Origin of the sequence: Lentilactobacillus senioris, assembly GCF_026798195.1 — a bacterium.
Taxonomy (GTDB): domain Bacteria; phylum Bacillota; class Bacilli; order Lactobacillales; family Lactobacillaceae; genus Lentilactobacillus; species Lentilactobacillus senioris_A.
Genome location: NZ_JAPQEZ010000005.1, coordinates 16,320 through 34,558, shown reverse-complemented (window position 1 = coordinate 34,558; position 18,239 = coordinate 16,320). Strand labels below are relative to the sequence as shown.

The following is an 18,239-nucleotide window of genomic DNA, read 5'->3' as shown; positions in this document are numbered from 1 at the left end:
GGCCTCTTAAGTTTATAGTCTCAATTGTTTTTAAATCAGTTAATATCAGCGAAATTAGCTCACGATATAATCTAAAATCGTAAAGAACGCTGCCTTATTTGCCACCGGGACGGTTTTTTCAGCAATTTCAGTTGCCGTTTGGTGCAAATCGTTATTAACATCGGCATAGTCACCGTCATTGATGGTCATAGTGCGAACGTCCATTAGTTGTGGTTCTAAATGAAATTGTAAGCCCACCACGTTACCATTGTAGCAAAATCCTTGATTAGCAACTAAATCACTACTAAATAGCAATTCTGCTCCTCGTGGAATTTGAAACATTTCTTCGTGCCAATGCAAAACGATTAATTGCTCTGGTAATCCTGGAATCATATCATTTTGTCGATACACTGGTGCCCACCCCACTTCTTTGTGGGGAGCAGTCAAAACTTCGCAGCTTAAAACCTTAGTAATTTGTTGGGCCCCATAGCAAGCGCCGAAGATGGGCTTGTGCTGTTGTAACAGCTGGTGAATCAACTCGCGTTCTTGTTTAATCCACTCCAAATCATCATTGGGACTCATCGGTCCACCTAAAATGATCAATAGATCAGTTTCCGTGGCCCGGGGTAAAATGCAAAACTGATAAGGATGGTAAACAAACATTTCGTGTTGATGCAGGGTGGCCCATTCTTGAATAGCTCCGGGGCCTTCACTCGGGGTGTGTTGCAAGACGTTAATACGCATAGATAATCCTTTCCATTTCAACGGCAATGTTTTATCCGGTATCGCCTGCAATTACCAGTTATGCATTGAAATTAACATAGTCCTATTAGCGTTTCAAGTGATTACGAAATTTACCAATAGTTACTAATTGGTTTGTTAGGGCACACCACCCTATTTCTCCATAATCTCAGCTACTCGCCGTTGCAAATCCGGCACTACCTGTGCTTCAAACCACGGATTTTTCTTAAACCACCCGTAATTTAGTGGAGAAGGATGCACGATGGGAAAATATTGCGGTAAGTATTCTTGATAATGGCGGACCGTTTCGGTGAGGTTTTTTTGCGCCCGCTTTTGCAAGTAAAATTTTTGGGCGTAAGCACCGATTAATAAAGTGAGCTTAACGTTAGGCATCAGCTCTAACAAGGGAGCATGCCATTTTTCGGCAAAGCCTTTTCTTGGCGGTAAATCACCATGGATCCCCTTTCCCGGGAAGTAAAAATCTAGCGGCAAAACGGCAATCTTATTGGTTTGATAAAACTCTTCGCGACTGAGATTCATCCATTGGCGTAATCGGTCGCCACTTTGATCGTTCCAAAAAATTTGGGTCTCTTGCACCTTTTTACTCGGCGCCTGACTGATAATCAATATTTCTGCTTGGGGATCAACTTGATAAATGGGTGGGATATTTTGGGAAGTATATTCTGCGTTTTGGGGATCGGCCTGAATTGCCGCAAAAATTTCTGCATCTGTCATTTTAATTCTCCTACCGTTTTTTTATTTAAGATACTATTTCTCATCCTTAAATTAACCTCTGATCGGAGTTTTGGCAAGGAGCACAATGATATTTGAGTTGCCTAGTTGAATAGTTTACACTCAATGGTGAGTTATTAATTCTGAGAGGATGATTATCATGGGAAAAGGATCCCGGAAACGAAAAGAGCGCCAAGCATCAATGACCAACGCAGCAGAGGAAGTCACCCTCACTTGGCCGGCCCAGCCCATTTATACCAGCAACGCCAATGATTCGATTAGCTTTACCAGCTTTTTGTCTGAACGAAAATCACGCGGGCAACAACTCCTACTTGTCGAGTTCGACGATGGTGCGGTTTATGGCGGCTACAATCTGCATCCGGTTGGTAACTTATACTAAGTTCAACCAATCCTTCTTAAACGGCATCGAAGACGTTTTTAATAAGCCTATCATCTATAAGGACGACACCATGTTTTTCGATAATGACGAACTAGTGGTCATGGACTACCCCGTGCCGGGCAAGAAACAAAAGGATATTGCGGCCTTTTGTTTAAATTCGGAACAGCTTTGTTCCCGTTTTCAGCAAGCTCAAGATTTGAAACACTACTTGGATCAACTATACACAATCATGGTTAATCAAGCGGAACAGCAAAATAAATAAAGACTATTTGCAGCCATAATTATCAGAAAAGAGACTTTCTCACATTGAGAAAGTCTCTTTTCTAATGATTTAATTAATTAAACTTATATTAACATTCAGCAAACGTTAGTTAATAATATAGTTCTCAATCGTAAAAACTATCGTTTTGTTTTCCACCGTGATGACGATCGATGCTGATGAAATAATTTTAAACGAAATAACGAAGATTTATTAATTTAGATTAAGTCCATCAGAATTATTTACAATTTTTTCCATAGGGTCATTCTTTGGTAATTGTTGTAAAATAATGTGTTTTTTCATACTAACTTGAGCTGTTTGGGTGTTCCACCACATTGAGGCATTGTATAAAACTCCTAATGATGTATTCAATACATCCCCTTTTACAGAAGGATAATCGGTTAACCGACTACCATTTACATATCCCTTCTTATTGGCTAACCGGTATCGGCCTGCATCACCCCAAACATCGCTATATGGTTGATCAGCAATTAGTTTTTCATTAACAAAGAATAACTTCCAATGTTTAATGTTATTAGTAAAATTGTCTGATAATTTATAAATTCCTGGAATCCATTCAACAGCCCCAGCTCCTAATTTTTTATCTGGTATATGCAGATTTCCTAAATATGCCCGATGACCATTTTTTAGATAAGCATATTTACCATTCATTCCAGGAAAAGCTTGAGGATCAATATTTTCCATGTAAAGTTTACCATCTTTAAAAGTAATATCTGACCCCTTTAGATGTTTTTCAAGAGAGGTAGGTCCTTTATGTAGGTATATTCCATCACGACTCCAATCAGAATATTTCAAAGCAGCTTTGTCGTGATAACCTTGAGCTAAACCATATTTACGGAAAGTAGCCGATGAGTAAGTTTGAGGGAAGTATTTTTTAACATTACCTTTATAAATCCAGCCCTTGATAGAACCACTCTTAGTCTTTGATTGGATATATTGTTCTACAACCTTCTTACCATTAGACAATTTAACAGTAGCTTCCTTCTTCACATAGAAAGGCGTAGTCTTGTAGTTCTTAGTATTATGAGCAACCTTATTTAATTTAAGGTTAGTATACATAACCCCTTTAAAAATATGAGCATGAGTGTTGTTAATCTTCTTTTGACTAAGAGTCTTCTTACCGGTGGCAGCGTTTACATCTTCAGGTGTGACATATTGTTGCCAGTAGTAGCTAATACTAGAGTAGCCATAGTAGTGATAATCTGAGCAAAAATTTTTAATTTCTTGCTTTGCATAATAAACCTCTCCATTTCTTTATTTAGAAGTATTTTTTACTTTACAATTTAATTATAATTGTATCACAAATAATATCAAATAGTAATAGCAATAAGAAATGAGGAAAGTAATAGACATAAATATAAACAAAAATATTATAGAACTAATAGGATCACTACTGATGATCTTAATATTTCAGTCCCCTGTTAATAATATAAATACTCGTTTTCAGTACGGGTCAGAATTGAAACGTTACTTAGATCAACTCTATAACGTCATGGTTAAGCAGGCAGAACAGCAAACTAAATAAATGTTATCCACAGCCATCATCACCAAAAAAGAGACCCTCTCACATCGAGACGGTCTCTTTCATTAAATTTTATATGCTTTGGTTACTCTAAAATATGTCAAACTTATTTGACATTAATAATTTAATTTCCTATACTCTAATAGTCAAATACTTTTTACATTTGGAGATTATATTATGGAAATCGCTATTCTAATTTTTGTATTCCTTTTTTTAATCGTTTCGTTTGGTGCCATCATCGCTATGTTTCGAACCATCAGTAAACAGGGTGATGAACGCCGCAAACAAATTGTCATGACGGCTTCGGCCAAAACTTTTTACATTATCATTGGATTACTGGTTCTAGACTTTATTGGGCAAATTATTAGTATTTTTCTCAATAAGACCCCTAATAACTTGAAACCCTTTCATTTGTTATTGACTAGCGCCGTTATCTTTTTACTGGAATTACATAATGCTTCTAAAAAATTTGGTGATTAACATTGCAAAATCAAATTCGTATTTTACGTAAACAGGCTGGTATTTCTCAAGATACACTGGCCAAACTCTGTAACGTCAGTCGCCAAACTATTAATGCCATTGAAAATGACAAGTATGATCCAACCTTAAAATTGGCGTTTAGTTTAGCGCAACGGTTAGAAACAACGGTGGATACGCTATTTCATCCCACTTCTTAGTAATTTTGACTTCTTTAATTTTTGGCCTCACCACCTTATAATCAGGCTAACAAATCCAATTTCACTTATATTCAGTAAAAAAGACCCTCTCACATCGAGAAGGTCTCTTTTACTTTAATCAATTTAATTAGTCAAGCTTAGTCTTTGATACCACGTTCAACTTGTCATCGAAGTTGTACCACCAGTAGCCATTTCAAGGCTGATGATGTCTTCATCCTTTGGATAACTACCAAGATTGATATTTATCCACCTGTGGACAACTGTCGACCAGCTTAAATGCTCCCTTTTATCCACAAAAATGTTGATAACTAGCTAGATCTACTCTCCTTTAAAAAATTCTGATTTATTTTTCCCATTTACCTTCAAACGACACATAATGTCACGGTCGGTTGGTATTCTAGTTACGTAATCAAATCGGCTCATGGTTAGCCATATTGGAGGAATTAGGAAAATGAAGAAAATAATTCGGTTTAGTTTAGCGTTGTTCATGGCGTTATTAGTATTAGGCACAGGAGCCAAAGGAACGTCGGCAAAGTCATTTACATACGCTAACAATAAACACAAGACCTACCAAAGCGTTCAGACCTACAAAATTAACAAAACTTACAAAACCCCACACTCTGGCTATCTTAAACTCAAAAAAATTTACGTCTATCATGTCAGCAAGGCAAAGAGTAAATACCAAACCTGGGTAAAAGTAGATCTTTCTATCAAAAATACGAATGATAAATATTTAATAGATATAGACAAATACGGTGGTTCTAAACTCCCCATATACCATTTCACTAAAGGCAAGGCAAAGAAAGCTAACTTCAAGTATTCCGATAGTTTCCAAACTTTTCCAAGCTCGGTCGCTGGTGGTGGCGGTCGTACCCGAACCTACGATCACAGTCGTTGGGAAGTTTCTAAAGCCAAGACCGGCAAACTGGGCAAGACTAACTTACGGTTAAATCTGTGGATTTCCGATTGGTTTTCACCAGAAATAAAATGGCACAAAGACATCAGCGTCAACCTTAAATAATTTTAATGTAGACAAAAAGCCATCCTTCATCTGTGCTATACCCCTAAAGTTAAAGGAATTGCTCAAAAATATTGGCTAGATTTAGAATTAAAACTACCCCATGGGCAATTGAAAATAATGCCTCCTATACTCAAGTAACAGCAAAATTTGGGTATACGGGTATATTGCAAATCNCCATGGGCAATTGAAAATAATGCCTCCTATACTCAAGTAACAGCAAAATTTGGGTATACGGGTATATTGCAAATCTATAAATAGAAAGAAATTTATCGCAATGAAGGTCCAAATGGTTTATTGTCTGTAAGAAAAGAACGAAAACCAAAAATGAATAAAAAACAAAATAATGAAGCAGAAAATTTAGAACTAAGAATTAAAAATGAAGCGTTAAAATTATTGGAAACGTCAGCTTCAAAATATCGACAAATATCAGAAACTAAAGGACATTATTAAATATATAAGGATCACCCCCACATACGTGGGAAATACTAGATAAATCCCGCTGTATCAACATCTTAAAATCCGAATTAGTTTATTTTTATTACTTTTCTGTTTGTTAAACAGAACATCCTTACTTTAGCTCATCAATATCAATTTGACTATATTTAACAAAAAAAGAGACCCTCTCACATCGAGACGGTCTCTTTTCTTTTAATCAATTTAATTAGTCAAGCTTAGTCTTTGATACTACGTTCAACTTGTCATCGAAGTCGTAAACCACTGGTTCACCAGTAGCCATTTCAAGGTTGATGATGTCTTCATCAGAAATGCCTTCGATGTACTTGCTCAAGGCACGAAGTGAGTTACCGTGGGCTGCGATGATAACGTTCTTGCCATCTAATAACTTAGGAGCAATTTCGTCTTCCCATAGTGGCATAACGCGTTCCAAGGTAACCTTAAGGTTTTCACCACCAGGAACGATGTGTGGATCAAGGTTAGCGTAACGACGATCGTTAGCTGCTGAACCTTCATCGTCTGCACTCAAAAGTGGAGGCAATACATCGTAAGAACGACGCCAAATGTGAACTTGATCTTCACCAAATTTTTCAGCGGCTTCCTTCTTGTTTTGGCCTTGCAAAGCACCGTAGTGACGTTCGTTCAAACGCCAAGTCTTAGTTTCTGGGATCCAGAGTTGGTCTGAACCTTCAAGTGCGTAGTGCAAAGTCTTGATGGCCCGAGTCAATACTGAAGTGTAAGCGAAATCAAATTCGATTCCAGCTTCCTTGATTAACTTACCAGCGTTTTGAGCTTGCTTAACGCCTTCTTCACTAAGGTCAACGTCAACCCAACCAGTAAATTGGTTGGAAAGGTTCCATTCACTTTGACCGTGACGAATCAATACTAATTTTGCCATGTTTATTACCCCTTTTCAATTTCTCTTAATCCATATTATTTTACATCATTTCCCGTTAAAATTCAGCTTTTATTTGGGCTGATCACCGGTAATTCCTTTAGTATGATCCGCACTCTCCGTTTGAACTCCAGTAATATCTAGGAAGAACGTGAAGATTGGGACCCCACAAATCAATCCCCAGGTGCCAAAGAAGTGTTCTGCCACTAATAACACCACAAAAGTGTAAAAAATGGGCAGGTTAGTTCTAGAGGACATGAATTTAGGATTTAGCACGTAAGCTTCCAATGTGTGGACCGCCAAGATCATCAACCAAATGTATAAGACATCGGTAAAGCCCCCCACTGAGTAAGCAACTAATGACAACGGCACTAGCGACACAATCACACCGGCTACCGGAATCAAACTTAAAATAAAGATCATAATGGAAAGAACTGCTAATTCTGGCATGTGCATAAAGTACATGACGATCGTGGTTAACACGGTATTAACAATGGCAATGAAGAACTGAGCTTCAATCACTACCCCGAAACTGCCCACAAACTTCTTGCCAAAGAAGTAAAGATCGCTGAAGAACCAGCTAATATCACTACTTAAAAATTCCTTAGAAAATTTAGCCATAGAATTTTGTTCAATGGCATAAAAGAAACTTAGAATCAGTGATAAGAATAGGGTAACTCCCATTGCCCCAACACTGGTAACATAGTGCCAAACTAATGACACACCGTTTTGAACCTGATCCATCAAATGCGCTTTTTGAATCGCATCATTGATCCAGCCCATCGTTTGCCCATCTGGTAGGTTCTTCGGATCAGAATAAAAGCTAATCATATCCTTAGTAGAACTGATTGTTTGATCCAACAATTGGGGTAGGTAATCCGTAATAGTAATAAACAATCCTACCAATACCAACACGTAAACTACGACCACCACTAATGTTCGTGGAATTGGCGTCCGTTGGCTCACAAAATTAGAGAGTTTGACCACGATCAAAGTAAAGATAAAGGTCAACAAGATCATACTCATCATCCCTTTAAAGGCTACCAAGATTGCAATGGCCACAGCTAAAACAACGATCCGTCTTAACCGAATGTTACTGACAAATTTTTCCCACACGAGTTATTTATCCCCCGTAACTAAAAGTTTTCCTTAACGTATTGTGATAAGGATTCTTGTTTCTTATACGCACCATTAATAGCATTAATGACGTCTTGGTCACTTAACGCCCCTTCATCTACCCCCGCAGCTTTGATAGTTGCTCGAGCATCTTTGATTTGTCTGGCACTGGCTGCTTTACCGTTAATCTTCTTCTTAGAATCAGGTACGGTATATTCGTTACTACCTTGATAATTATCCGCAGCCTTCTTCTCAGAACTAGTCAATCCTGCACTTGAAGAGCTAGCAGCCGCCTCACTTGCAGAACTGGAACTGGAACTAGCACTAGCTGCAACGTTAGGATTATCTACTGGTTTGTTGCTTGGCTTTTCAAACTTGTTGGCTTCATTAGGGTCAGTTGGTGTGCTGTTATTTTCAATTGCACTATTATTAGCGTCCCGTAATTTCTTAGCCTTATTGAAAAGTACTTTGTAGTAACTCTGACTGGCACTCTTATCAGTCAAAATTCCGTTCAAGGTAATATTAGAATCTACATATTGCCCAGCTTTTTGTTGTTGCAAAGCTTCGTTATAAACCTTGGTATATTTAGCTAAATTAGCTTGCACCTTTTTAATCAATAGTAATTGATCTTTGGCCCGATCAGTTAATTGTTTATTGCCACCTTTAGTATTAGTGACCGCGGTATAACTGCTCTTAGCATCAGAATACTGACCGGCTTTAAAACTATTATCACCCGCAGCGTATTCTTGCGTTTGTTTCAATAAGAGGCTAGCCCGTTTGTCCCCTGGCTTTTTCTTAAGAGCATTCATGAATTCTGTTTCAGCAACGGTATACTTTTTATTAGAAATTTGTAAGTTACCTTGTTCCATTGAATCATAATAAAGTTTTTGATTTTCAGCGTGGCGAGCGTAGGAATAGCCCCCAACGGCCAAGCCGACGATAATGGCGACGACTAACCAGATCCACTTTTTCACGTGACATCCTCCTAAGCTTTAGACATTTGTTTTTTCATTATACCATTAAGTCCCTTAATGTTCGAACGAGTGAATTTATAATCTCCCACTTACAAAAAAGAATTCAAAAGCGTTATAATGCTAAATGTGTATTTTATAGTGAAAGAAGGAGAAGTTCATATGTTGGAGAAAAGATTTTACCATACTTTTTTCAAAAATGGTTTCTCAATTCCATTACAAGTAACGTATTGGGATGGTAAAACGGAAACCTATGGGGAAGGAATTCCGGAAATATCCATTGTATTTCATCAAGAAGTTCCTATTCGAGCAATTTTGAAAAACGCCTCAATTGCGTTAGGTGAAGCATATATGGACGGTACCATTGAAGTGCATGGCAGTCTAGAAGACCTATTGACTTCAGCATACGATACCGCTGGCAGTTTCTTCCATAATAAGAAATTCATCCACTACCTCCCAAAGATTTCACATGATGAAACCGAGAGTAAAAAGGATATTCAAGAACACTACGATATTGGTAATGATTTTTACCGGTTGTGGTTAGATAAGACGATGACCTATTCTTGTGCTTACTTTGAAACGCCAGAAGACGATTTGGAGACCGCTCAACTCAATAAGGTTCACCACATTTTGAAGAAGTTGGACCCACAACCAGGTAAAACTTTCCTAGATATTGGCTGTGGCTGGGGTACTTTGATGCTCACCGCCGCAGAAGAATACCATTTAGACGTTACCGGGATCACTTTGAGTCAAGAACAGTACGATTACGTTCACGACCAAATTAGAGACCGCGGATTACAAGACGTGGCTCACGTCAAATTAGTGGATTACCGCGAATTAGGCGACGTTCAATTTGATTACATCACTTCCGTGGGAATGTTTGAACACGTTGGTAAAGAAAACCTTGGTGAATACTTCAAGTGCGTTAATAACTACCTAACCGATGACGGGGTAGCATTAATTCACGGAATTACTCGTCAGCAAGGTGGAGCTACTAATGGTTGGTTGAACAAATGGATCTTCCCAGGTGGCTACGTTCCCGGTTTAGTAGAAAATATTCAACACATTGAAGAAAATGATTTACAAATTTATGATTTGGAATCTCTTCGTAGACATTACCAAAAGACTACCGAAATTTGGGACGCCAACTTCAATGAAGTCCGCGACCAAGTAGTCGAAATGTTTGATGAAGATTTTGCTCGGATGTGGGATCTTTACCTCCAAGCCTGTGCAGCATCATTTAAGTCAGGAAATATTGACGTAATGCAGTACTTAATCTCTAAAGGTGCGGCTGGTAAGTCATTGCCAATGACGAGAGATTATATGTATAAATAAAGTGCTGGAGAGAGAAACTAAATTTCTGAAAGAAATTTTTAGTTGGACCCTCGCAAGGTTGGCTAGAGTTTTGTTTTTTGAAACCCAGCCAACTACTGCGCTTGGGAACTATGGTTAATTTCTGATCACTCAAAAATTACCTAATAAAAAGACCACAACTAAAGTTGTGGTCTTTTTATGTATTTGTTTTTAAATGAATGCTGCTAATAAGAACACAGCAATTAAGCCCAAAATAACAGACAAAGCCATGGAACGAGTCCAATAAGCAATTCCGATTACTAACACTGCCGCAATCATTTGCGGTGCTTTATCAGCAAGGGAGAATGCATAAGCTTCGTTAATAAAGATGTCCTTAACCACCAACGCCGTGAATAGCGAAATGGGAACGTATTTCATCCATTCGTTAAACCATGTGGGAATTTTTCTAGTTCGGAAAAACAATAGCGGAATAAACCGTGGAGCAAACGCCACCACGAAGCACGCTAAAATTAACCACACATGTTGCATCGTATTCCATTCCATGCCTTACTCCTACTCTTCTTCGTCTTCAAGATCTTCTTCCACCGGTGATCCCGCTGGGTTCTTCATTGGATGAATCCACCGACTCTTAGGATTATGCTTGCGAATTTGAGCTTCAATTGCAAACCCGATCAACGAAGATACGATCGTTGAAATAACTAATCCCAGTGTCGACTTCGTCAAAACTAAGAAGAAGACGGCCAAAAATCCTGATAAAATGCAGATCACAATTAACAGCCATTCCTTTAATTGCATCACGATCATGTATAAGAACAAGGCCGTTAACGCAAAATGAACCACCGTTAAATCAATATGAATAGCGTTACCAATTAAGCTTCCAATAATGTTACTTACCGCCCAAAAGAGCAGCGTAAAATGTTCCACCTTCAAAGCATCTTGAGGGGTAAATTTTTTATCAGTTGAAAACTTCAAGTAATTGATCGCGTAGTTTTCATCGTTCATTGAAGCGGCGAAAATCGCCGTAAATTTCAGCGACTCTCCGTGTAAATACTTGGAGAGACTGGAACCTAATAACGCATACCGCAGTTCAAGAAAGAATAACATCAAAACTACCGAATACATAGGGGCATTGGTCGCTAGTAATGATGCAATCAAAAATTGCGCCCCACCAGAAAAGACCATCACTGATACCATCAGTGTTGTCCAGACATTAAATCCAGACGCGTTGAGTAAAATCCCACAAGCTAAACCGATAGGAATATAACTCAAATCAACGGGTAAAGAGACGTTTAAAATCTGTCGCCACTTTGGCAACTCTACCCTAGCATTAGCTACTTTGTTGGCCAAAAGGAATCCTCCATCTAATTAAAACCGAATTGATTCAAAAAAGAAAATCCAGGATTTATTATAGGTGATTTTCACAAAATAATAAACCCCTTTACGCACCGGTTTTCCTAAAACCAGTTAACAATTGCTCGCCATGCTCGCACAAAGATATTAGCTTTATCCACTGAATTAACCGTGGTCAAAGAAATTGCACTGGAGTTAGACGGTAAATAAGCTGGTGTTGCCCCATTAACTTTAAAGTAGGCAGTTCCTACTACCGAGTTATTAATAACGGGCGCTGACAACGTTTTTTGATTATTTTCTAATTGTAGGTTCCCGGTGATGGAACTTTTAGTACCCGTTTTAGGAATCCACACGCTTTCAGCATTAGCAGTTCTCAAGCCTACAGTATTTTGCTTACCATTAGGAACTTCAGCGCTACTAGCACCCTTGAGCTTAGTACCAGCAGCTATGGTTACTGGTTTGAAAACCTTATAAACATAGTTCATTAATTTAGCTGTTTGTTGATATCGCGCGGGATCAGTCGGAGATTGGTTGCCAGCGTGTAAGACCACGGTGACAATTCGATGGCCTTTTTTAGTAGCCGTTCCCACAAAAGAACCACCAGCTGCATCGGAAGTTCCCGATTTCAATCCATCAACTTTCAATCCCGGTTGAGCTTGAGACTGGCCTTTTAACAATAAGTTATGACCTTCATAGCTAGTGCCCTCAAAATTCAGACTAGCCTTTTTAGTAATTTTGGTAATACTAGGCATCTCTTGTAGAAGTTGACTAGCCAACAATGCCACTCCTTGCGCGCTCATTTTATTTTCGGCATCGTTGGAAACACCGGTTAATTTTAAGTCGCCGGCAAGGCCGTTAGTTACCCCAGCAGCATTGTAGAGCTTGGCGCCTTTAATGCCCAATTGCTTAGCAGTAGTTTGCATTAGTTCCCTAAAGTTTGCACTCGTTCCGGAAACCTTTTGTCCTAGCGCTAACGCCGCCGCATTAGCAGATACAACCAAACTAGCATTAACTAGTTCGCGAACCGAATACGATCGACCGCTAACCAAGGGAACGTTAGTTAATTCGCTATCCTGGCTAATTTTAGCTACTGCCGGAGAAATCTTAACTTGATCCGTCCAATTTAATTTACCAGCTTGGATTTGTTGCACGACAATGTAGACGGTCAATAGTTTAGAAATAGATGCAATCGGTAACGTCTGCTTGGTATTTTTTTGATACAAAATTTGGCCGGTAGTGCTATCAACTGCAATTGCTGCCTTAGCGGCAATTTTAGGAGATGTTGCAGCCGAAGCTGGAGTTATAGCAAAACTACTAGTTATTCCAAGTATCATGGTACCGATCATCAAAGTTTGTTTGAAGCGCATCATTTCTTTTCTCCTTGCTTAGAAATTAATTGGTGAGAGTGAGGATCAGTGATTTGATCATTTCTAGTAATTGGGATATGAATTGCAAACGTAGTAAACTCATCATCCGAAGTAACATCGATGTAACCACCATGGAGTTGCACAATACTTTGGGCAATCGCTAACCCCAGACCGGCTCCTCCAGTATCCTTATTTCGGGATCCTTCCACTCGATAGAATCTCTCAAAAATTTGGTTAAGTGATTCTTTAGGGATTTTAGGACCATCATTGATTACCTCAATAACGGCTTCCTCATCATTTTTCTTTATGGCTTTTAAATAAATGTGTTTACCACCAACTCCGTATTTAATGGCGTTAGCAATTAAATTGTTAAATACTCGGCCTAATTTTTCAGCATCCGCTTCAATAAACAGCTTAGAGTCGTTGCCATCAGTGGTAATCACCAACCCGTGTTTGTTAGCTTCTAGTTCAAAGCTAGCCACTAACTGCTCTAACATTTGGTCCACATCAATTCGATTATACGACAACTGGGTACCGGTTTGTTGCACTTTAGTGTATTCAAATAAATTATCCACCAGTGATTTCATCTGTTTAGACTTTAAATACGCAATTTCAGTGTATTTAAGTAGATCTTCTTCGCTATGGTACTGTTTGTCTTGAATTAAGCCCAAGTAGCCCAAAATCGAAGTTAACGGTGTTCTTAAATCATGACTAACGTTTGTAATCAATTCATCCTTAGAATGCTCGATTGCCCGTTCTTCTTCAATAGAGTCAATCACGCTATCTACCAAAGCATTAATGCTTTCCACCACCGTTTGGGTGTTACCAGATAGGTGAAAATCAATGCGATGATCCAAGTGACCGTTAGCAATGTAGTGGAGTTCATTAATGATGTGGCGCAATTCAATTTGGTGGTATCGCCGAATTAGCCGCCAATAAACTACGGCCGCATCAAACACAAACATCGCAGCAATAAAGATATTTTCCCAGCTCCAAATCTGGTAGTGGTTGGGACCAATGACAATTGAACGTTTAATAATAAAAATCCCGTCTTGTAAGCCGGGATTAGTCGATAAGGTTTCGTTGATTAAAACAATGATCGACAAGTTTAACAGCAGCAGCAAAATAACCGTAACGACCCCTTCTAAAAATAATTCAGTTTTTTCGCGGCCAGTTAGTTTCACGTTATTTGCTCCCTTTTCTTTTAATGAGATTCGATTTTGTAACCAACACCCCAAACGGTTTGAATAACTTTTTCACCGTTGGTAGCTTCTTCAATTTTATCACGTAAATGACTTACGTGAACCATCACAGTTTTAGCGGAGACAATACTTTCTTGCCGCCAAACGCGTTCAAAAATTTCGTCAGCAGAAAAGACCCGGTTAGGATGACTTGCCAAAAGGTACAAGATACCAAATTCGAGCGCCGTCAACTGGATTGGGGTACCAGTAATGGTTTTGACTTCGTGAGAGTCCTTGTTAATCGTTAACGGACCGATATCTAAAATATCTGGTGTATCATCCGTTACATGTTCTTCAGCCCGTCGGAGTAATGATTTTACCCGCGCCATCACTTCTAGTGGATTAAATGGTTTGGTAACGTAATCGTCTGCCCCACTGATCAAGCCTTGGATTTTATCCATATCCTCAGTCTTAGCAGACAAAACAATAATTGGAATTTGAGAATCTTTACGGACTTCCTTGATCACTTCAATTCCGTTCATCTTAGGCATCATGATATCCAAAATCATCAAACCAATATCAGATTCCGTCCGCAACTTAGTAAGGGCTTCTTGACCGCTATAAGCGGAAACTGGTTCATACCCTTCATTTCGAATATAAATTTCTAATAATTGTGCAATTTCTTTATCGTCATCAACAACTAATATTTTCATAGTAGTAACCTCATTTATAATTAATGATAGATCAACTCTGATTTAATTTTACACTTTTTGAGTATAATGACCAACCAAGCGACTTTAAGCTTAATGAAAAATATAAAGTGCTGACCAAGCGATTAAACAGCGAGCATAGCACTAATTAATTTAGATAGTTCGATTCGGACTTTGAATCGCTATTAAATTAATTGAGCTAAGCGGAACTGTTTGCTTGGGAAAGCCGTTTTAGAGTAATTTTTCAAATATCTGTAACCACACAAAAAGCCGGCCTTCAGCCGACTTTCTTGTTTAATGTTCTGAATAGTTAGGAGCATCCTTAGTCATTTTGACATCATGAGGATGAGATTCAATCAAGCCCGCATTAGAAATTTCCACAAATTGAGCGTTGTCATTCAATGCTGTAATGTCGGCAGCACCTGTATAGCCCATCCCGGAACGCAAACCACCGACTAATTGGAAGATAATATCGTCAACAGAGCCTTTATAGGCAATTTCGCCTTCGATTCCTTCAGGAACCAATTTATTAGCTTCGTTGACTCCGCTTTGGAAGTAACGGTCTTTAGAACCATGGGCCTGTTCCATTGCGGCCATACTACCCATGCCACGATAGGTTTTGTACTTGCGACCATTGTCTTCAAAGACTTCGCCTGGAGCCTCATCGGTACCAGCAAGCATGCTGCCTAGCATTACGGCGTTACCACCAGCAGCTAATGCTTTCACAATATCACCAGAGTACTTGATGCCACCGTCGGCGATAATTGGCTTACCCCATTTGCGAGCAACTGAAGCAGCATCATATACAGCAGTTAATTGAGGCACCCCTACCCCAGCAACCACCCGAGTAGTACAGATAGAACCAGGGCCGATACCCACTTTAACTACATCAACTCCGGCTGCAAATAACGCATCGGTACCTTCACCAGTGGCCACGTTACCAGCAATCAAAGTTGCGGCAGGGAATTGGTCTCTAATTTCAGCAATTTTACGTAAGACACCAGCAGAATGGCCATGAGCAGTATCAATCACGATTGCATCCGCGCCAACATTTAACAATGATTCTGCCCGTTCAAAAGTATCTGAAGTTACCCCAACTGCAGCGGCTACCACCAAATGACCATCAGCATCCACAGCAGCAGTATCGGTTACTGGTGCTGCCTTAACTTTGGCAATTTCAGCAGTTTGAGCTTCGATGCTTAGATTTTTATGAACCACACCTAAACCACCTAGTTGAGCCATTGCGATAGCCATTGACGCTTCAGTTACGGTGTCCATTCCGGCACTAATAAATGGTACCCGTAATTTTAAGTTACCAGCCAAATGTGTGCTTAAGTCGACTTCATTAGGTAAAACATCACTAGCTGCTGGAATTAGTAGCACGTCGTCGAAAGTATAACCTTTTTTGCTAAATTTAGTTTCCCATTTTCCCATTAAAAAATCCTCCTGTTTATAAAAAACGGGGCGACGTTTGCACGTCTATCCCGTTTAGTAACCATTAAAAAATTGTATTGCTAATTGAGTAATTCCGTTTAATATACCACATTCCAAGTGCAGCGATAACACCTAAAATAATATCTACTGCAGGTGGCATAATTGGATTGATTACTCGTGGAATAATTGCAGCCCCAAAGAAAATGACCATCCATACTAAGAACAACCCAATCAAGAATAAAATTCGCATCCATCCAGAATAACGGTGCTTAGCCTTAGGATCAAATAAATTAGAAACCAACGGAATAGTGGCACCAGCAACTAATGAACTGACGATAATTCCAGTAATTCCCATTGTGGTATTAGTATTAGCATTCTTAGCCATCATGGAAGTAATTCCGTACAACAAAGTGAAGATCATGAAGAACATCAAGGTGTTATAAGCGGCGTTAGGCCAATAGTTAGCTCCCATTACCCCTACTTCTTTTTGCGGCGGGTTAACTGTGTTTTGCACTTTTTGTTCAACAGTACCCCACATGTTGCGAGCAGTTTTACCAGATTTTTGGCCGTCTTTTAATTCTGCTAACATAGTGTCAATGGTGTTAGCTTTCACTTCACCACTTAGATTAGTAGCATTTAAAGCTTGGCTAAATTTAAACATGTATTCTGCGTTACGCTTAGTTAAGCCTAAATCATCAAACCGTTGGTGACCTTGTTTAGCGGTCCGGTTACGATCTTGGTGAACGTTGGCGTTACGCTTTTCTTCATTATTACTCACTTAAAAAGCTCCTTTATACGTTAAATCTAAATTCAACAATGTCGCCATCTTGCATGACGTATTCCTTACCTTCGGAACGTAATTTACCGGCTTCCTTAACGGCAGCTTGAGTTTCTAACTGATCCAAATCAGTAAAGGACATTACTTCGGCCCGGATAAATCCACGTTCAAAATCAGAATGAATAATTCCAGCCGCTTGTGGAGCCTTGGTTCCAGTCTTGAAAGTCCAAGCTTTGGTTTCTTTACCACCAGCAGTGAAGAAGGTTTGTAATCCCAACAGTTTGTATGAGGCGCGAATCAAGCGATTCAAGCCAGGTTCTTCTACTCCTTCAGCAGCTAAGAAGTCAGCCTTATCAGCATCATCTAATTCGGCAATTTCTTCTTCAGCTTCAGCAGCAACGGCAATGGCTTCTGCATTTTCCTTAGCAGCATATTCCTTAATTTGTTGGAAGTATTCTGATGCTTCTGGATCAGCCATATCATCTTCAGCAATGTTAGCTACGTAAAGGACCGGCTTAGAAGTTAATAGGAATAAACCTTTAACGATTTTTTGTTCTTCTTCATCGAATTCAATGGTCCGAACGGCCCCGCCAGCTTCTAAAACTGGTTTGATTTTTTCTAAAACGGCTAATTCAGCTTTGGCTTCCTTATCGTTTCCCTTTGCTGCTCGCTGAACCTTACTCAAGCGTTTGTCGACAGCTTCTAAGTCAGCCATCCCCAATTCCAAATTGATGGTTTCAATATCATCAATAGGATCCACTTTACCAGAAACATGGGTGATATTGTCATCATCAAAGGCCCGCACCACGTGCACAATGGCATCTACTTGGCGAATGTTTTCTAAGAACTTGTTACCGAGGCCTTCACCCTTGCTTGCCCCTTTAACGATTCCGGCAATATCGGTAAATTCAAAAGTAGTTGGAACCACCTTATCGGCTGGAATTAATTCTTGAATTCGGTCTAAGCGATCATCGGGAACTTCGACCATTCCCACGTTAGGATCGATTGTGGCAAACGGGTAGTTAGCCATTTCGGCCCCCGCTTTGGTAATAGCGTTAAACAAAGTTGATTTGCCGACGTTAGGTAAACCAACAATTCCTGCAGTAAGTGACATGTTAAAATCCTTCTTCCGTTAATCGTTTGCTTTTTGAAGTACTTTTTTGAGCTTATGTTCAAATTCTCGCCGGGATAGCATCACAACGTGACCACAGCCGGTACATTGAATTTTAATATCGGCTCCCATGCGAATAATTTCCCACCGGTTGGTGCCACATGGATGGGGCTTTTTCATTTCAACTAAATCATGTAATTCGTACAT

The 18,239-nt window shown here is 39.3% G+C and carries 22 protein-coding genes; 7 read left to right on the top strand and 15 right to left on the bottom strand.

Annotation, left to right across the window (positions count from 1 at the left end; genetic code table 11):
- Window positions 1-54 precede the first annotated feature (54 nt).
- Window positions 55-723 (bottom strand): type 1 glutamine amidotransferase, encoded by a 669-nt coding sequence (locus tag OXT66_RS07490; protein ID WP_268596749.1) that lies wholly within the window; start codon window positions 721-723, stop codon window positions 55-57.
- A gap of 150 nt (window positions 724-873) precedes the next feature.
- Entirely contained in the window at window positions 874-1,455 is a 582-nt protein-coding gene (locus OXT66_RS07485) for a uracil-DNA glycosylase family protein (RefSeq protein WP_268596748.1), read from the bottom strand.
- Window positions 1,456-1,612: 157 nt separating this feature from the next.
- Here OXT66_RS07485 and OXT66_RS07480 point away from each other — a divergent pair, with 157 nt between their 5' ends.
- On the top strand, window positions 1,613-1,852 hold the full coding sequence (locus tag OXT66_RS07480; protein WP_268596747.1) for a hypothetical protein: 240 nt from the start codon (window positions 1,613-1,615) through the stop codon (window positions 1,850-1,852).
- Entirely contained in the window at window positions 1,812-2,114 is a 303-nt protein-coding gene (locus OXT66_RS07475) for a hypothetical protein (RefSeq protein WP_268596746.1), read from the top strand. Before OXT66_RS07480 ends, OXT66_RS07475 begins: the two co-directional genes overlap by 41 nt.
- Before the next feature lie 210 nt (window positions 2,115-2,324).
- Here the strand turns inward: OXT66_RS07475 and OXT66_RS07470 are convergent, their stop codons facing one another.
- A complete protein-coding gene (locus OXT66_RS07470; protein ID WP_268596745.1) occupies window positions 2,325-3,191 on the bottom strand; it encodes a hypothetical protein in 867 nt (288 codons plus the stop codon).
- A gap of 640 nt (window positions 3,192-3,831) precedes the next feature.
- On the opposite strand from OXT66_RS07470, the gene OXT66_RS07465 reads away from it, so the two are divergent.
- The 4 genes from OXT66_RS07465 to OXT66_RS07450 all read left to right on the top strand — a co-directional run bounded on the left by OXT66_RS07465 (window position 3,832) and on the right by OXT66_RS07450 (window position 5,802).
- Complete coding sequence (locus OXT66_RS07465) at window positions 3,832-4,134, top strand: hypothetical protein (protein ID WP_268596744.1); 303 nt, start codon at window positions 3,832-3,834, stop codon at window positions 4,132-4,134.
- Between the two features lie 2 nt (window positions 4,135-4,136).
- The gene (locus OXT66_RS07460) at window positions 4,137-4,331 is read left to right on the top strand and encodes a helix-turn-helix transcriptional regulator (protein WP_268596743.1); all 195 of its coding nucleotides are present in this window, start codon (window positions 4,137-4,139) and stop codon (window positions 4,329-4,331) included.
- A 451-nt stretch (window positions 4,332-4,782) separates the two neighbouring features.
- Window positions 4,783-5,352, top strand: a complete 570-nt coding sequence (locus OXT66_RS07455; protein ID WP_268596742.1) for a hypothetical protein — start codon at window positions 4,783-4,785, stop codon at window positions 5,350-5,352.
- A 324-nt stretch (window positions 5,353-5,676) separates the two neighbouring features.
- Window positions 5,677-5,802 carry a hypothetical protein gene (locus OXT66_RS07450; RefSeq protein WP_268596741.1) on the top strand — a complete coding sequence of 42 codons (126 nt, stop codon included), beginning with the start codon at window positions 5,677-5,679 and terminating at the stop codon, window positions 5,800-5,802.
- Between the two features lie 211 nt (window positions 5,803-6,013).
- On the opposite strand, the gene OXT66_RS07445 is transcribed toward OXT66_RS07450, so the two are convergent.
- From OXT66_RS07445 to OXT66_RS07435, 3 genes are all read right to left on the bottom strand, one after another.
- Window positions 6,014-6,703, bottom strand: coding sequence for a 2,3-diphosphoglycerate-dependent phosphoglycerate mutase (locus tag OXT66_RS07445; RefSeq protein WP_172188523.1), 690 nt, complete (start codon window positions 6,701-6,703; stop codon window positions 6,014-6,016).
- Between the two features lie 69 nt (window positions 6,704-6,772).
- Window positions 6,773-7,762, bottom strand: a complete 990-nt coding sequence (locus OXT66_RS07440; protein WP_327059009.1) for an AI-2E family transporter — start codon at window positions 7,760-7,762, stop codon at window positions 6,773-6,775.
- Window positions 7,763-7,836: 74 nt separating this feature from the next.
- Window positions 7,837-8,790 carry a hypothetical protein gene (locus OXT66_RS07435; protein WP_268596740.1) on the bottom strand — a complete coding sequence of 318 codons (954 nt, stop codon included), beginning with the start codon at window positions 8,788-8,790 and terminating at the stop codon, window positions 7,837-7,839.
- A gap of 159 nt (window positions 8,791-8,949) precedes the next feature.
- Between OXT66_RS07435 and OXT66_RS07430 the strand changes: the two genes are divergently transcribed.
- Window positions 8,950-10,122, top strand: a complete 1,173-nt coding sequence (locus OXT66_RS07430; RefSeq protein ID WP_268596739.1) for an SAM-dependent methyltransferase — start codon at window positions 8,950-8,952, stop codon at window positions 10,120-10,122.
- Between the two features lie 189 nt (window positions 10,123-10,311).
- Here the strand turns inward: OXT66_RS07430 and OXT66_RS07425 are convergent, their stop codons facing one another.
- From OXT66_RS07425 to OXT66_RS07385, 9 genes are all read right to left on the bottom strand, one after another.
- Window positions 10,312-10,644, bottom strand: a complete 333-nt coding sequence (locus tag OXT66_RS07425) for an AzlD domain-containing protein (protein ID WP_268596738.1) — start codon at window positions 10,642-10,644, stop codon at window positions 10,312-10,314.
- Between the two features lie 9 nt (window positions 10,645-10,653).
- Complete coding sequence (locus OXT66_RS07420) at window positions 10,654-11,448, bottom strand: AzlC family ABC transporter permease (RefSeq protein WP_268596737.1); 795 nt, start codon at window positions 11,446-11,448, stop codon at window positions 10,654-10,656.
- Between the two features lie 107 nt (window positions 11,449-11,555).
- Window positions 11,556-12,821, bottom strand: a complete 1,266-nt coding sequence (locus tag OXT66_RS07415; RefSeq protein ID WP_268596736.1) for a D-alanyl-D-alanine carboxypeptidase family protein — start codon at window positions 12,819-12,821, stop codon at window positions 11,556-11,558.
- Complete coding sequence (locus OXT66_RS07410; protein WP_268596735.1) at window positions 12,818-14,002, bottom strand: sensor histidine kinase; 1,185 nt, start codon at window positions 14,000-14,002, stop codon at window positions 12,818-12,820. Before OXT66_RS07410 ends, OXT66_RS07415 begins: the two co-directional genes overlap by 4 nt.
- A 20-nt stretch (window positions 14,003-14,022) precedes the next feature.
- On the bottom strand, window positions 14,023-14,712 hold the full coding sequence (locus tag OXT66_RS07405; RefSeq protein WP_056977802.1) for a response regulator transcription factor: 690 nt from the start codon (window positions 14,710-14,712) through the stop codon (window positions 14,023-14,025).
- A gap of 291 nt (window positions 14,713-15,003) precedes the next feature.
- On the bottom strand, window positions 15,004-16,143 hold the full coding sequence (gene guaB / locus OXT66_RS07400) for an IMP dehydrogenase (RefSeq protein ID WP_268596734.1): 1,140 nt from the start codon (window positions 16,141-16,143) through the stop codon (window positions 15,004-15,006).
- Between the two features lie 64 nt (window positions 16,144-16,207).
- Window positions 16,208-16,921 (bottom strand): DUF1129 family protein, encoded by a 714-nt coding sequence (locus OXT66_RS07395; RefSeq protein ID WP_268596733.1) that lies wholly within the window; start codon window positions 16,919-16,921, stop codon window positions 16,208-16,210.
- 13 nt (window positions 16,922-16,934) lie between these two features.
- A complete protein-coding gene (gene ychF / locus OXT66_RS07390) occupies window positions 16,935-18,035 on the bottom strand; it encodes a redox-regulated ATPase YchF (protein WP_268596732.1) in 1,101 nt (366 codons plus the stop codon).
- A gap of 18 nt (window positions 18,036-18,053) precedes the next feature.
- On the bottom strand, window positions 18,054-18,239 hold the full coding sequence (locus OXT66_RS07385; RefSeq protein ID WP_056977794.1) for a DUF951 domain-containing protein: 186 nt from the start codon (window positions 18,237-18,239) through the stop codon (window positions 18,054-18,056).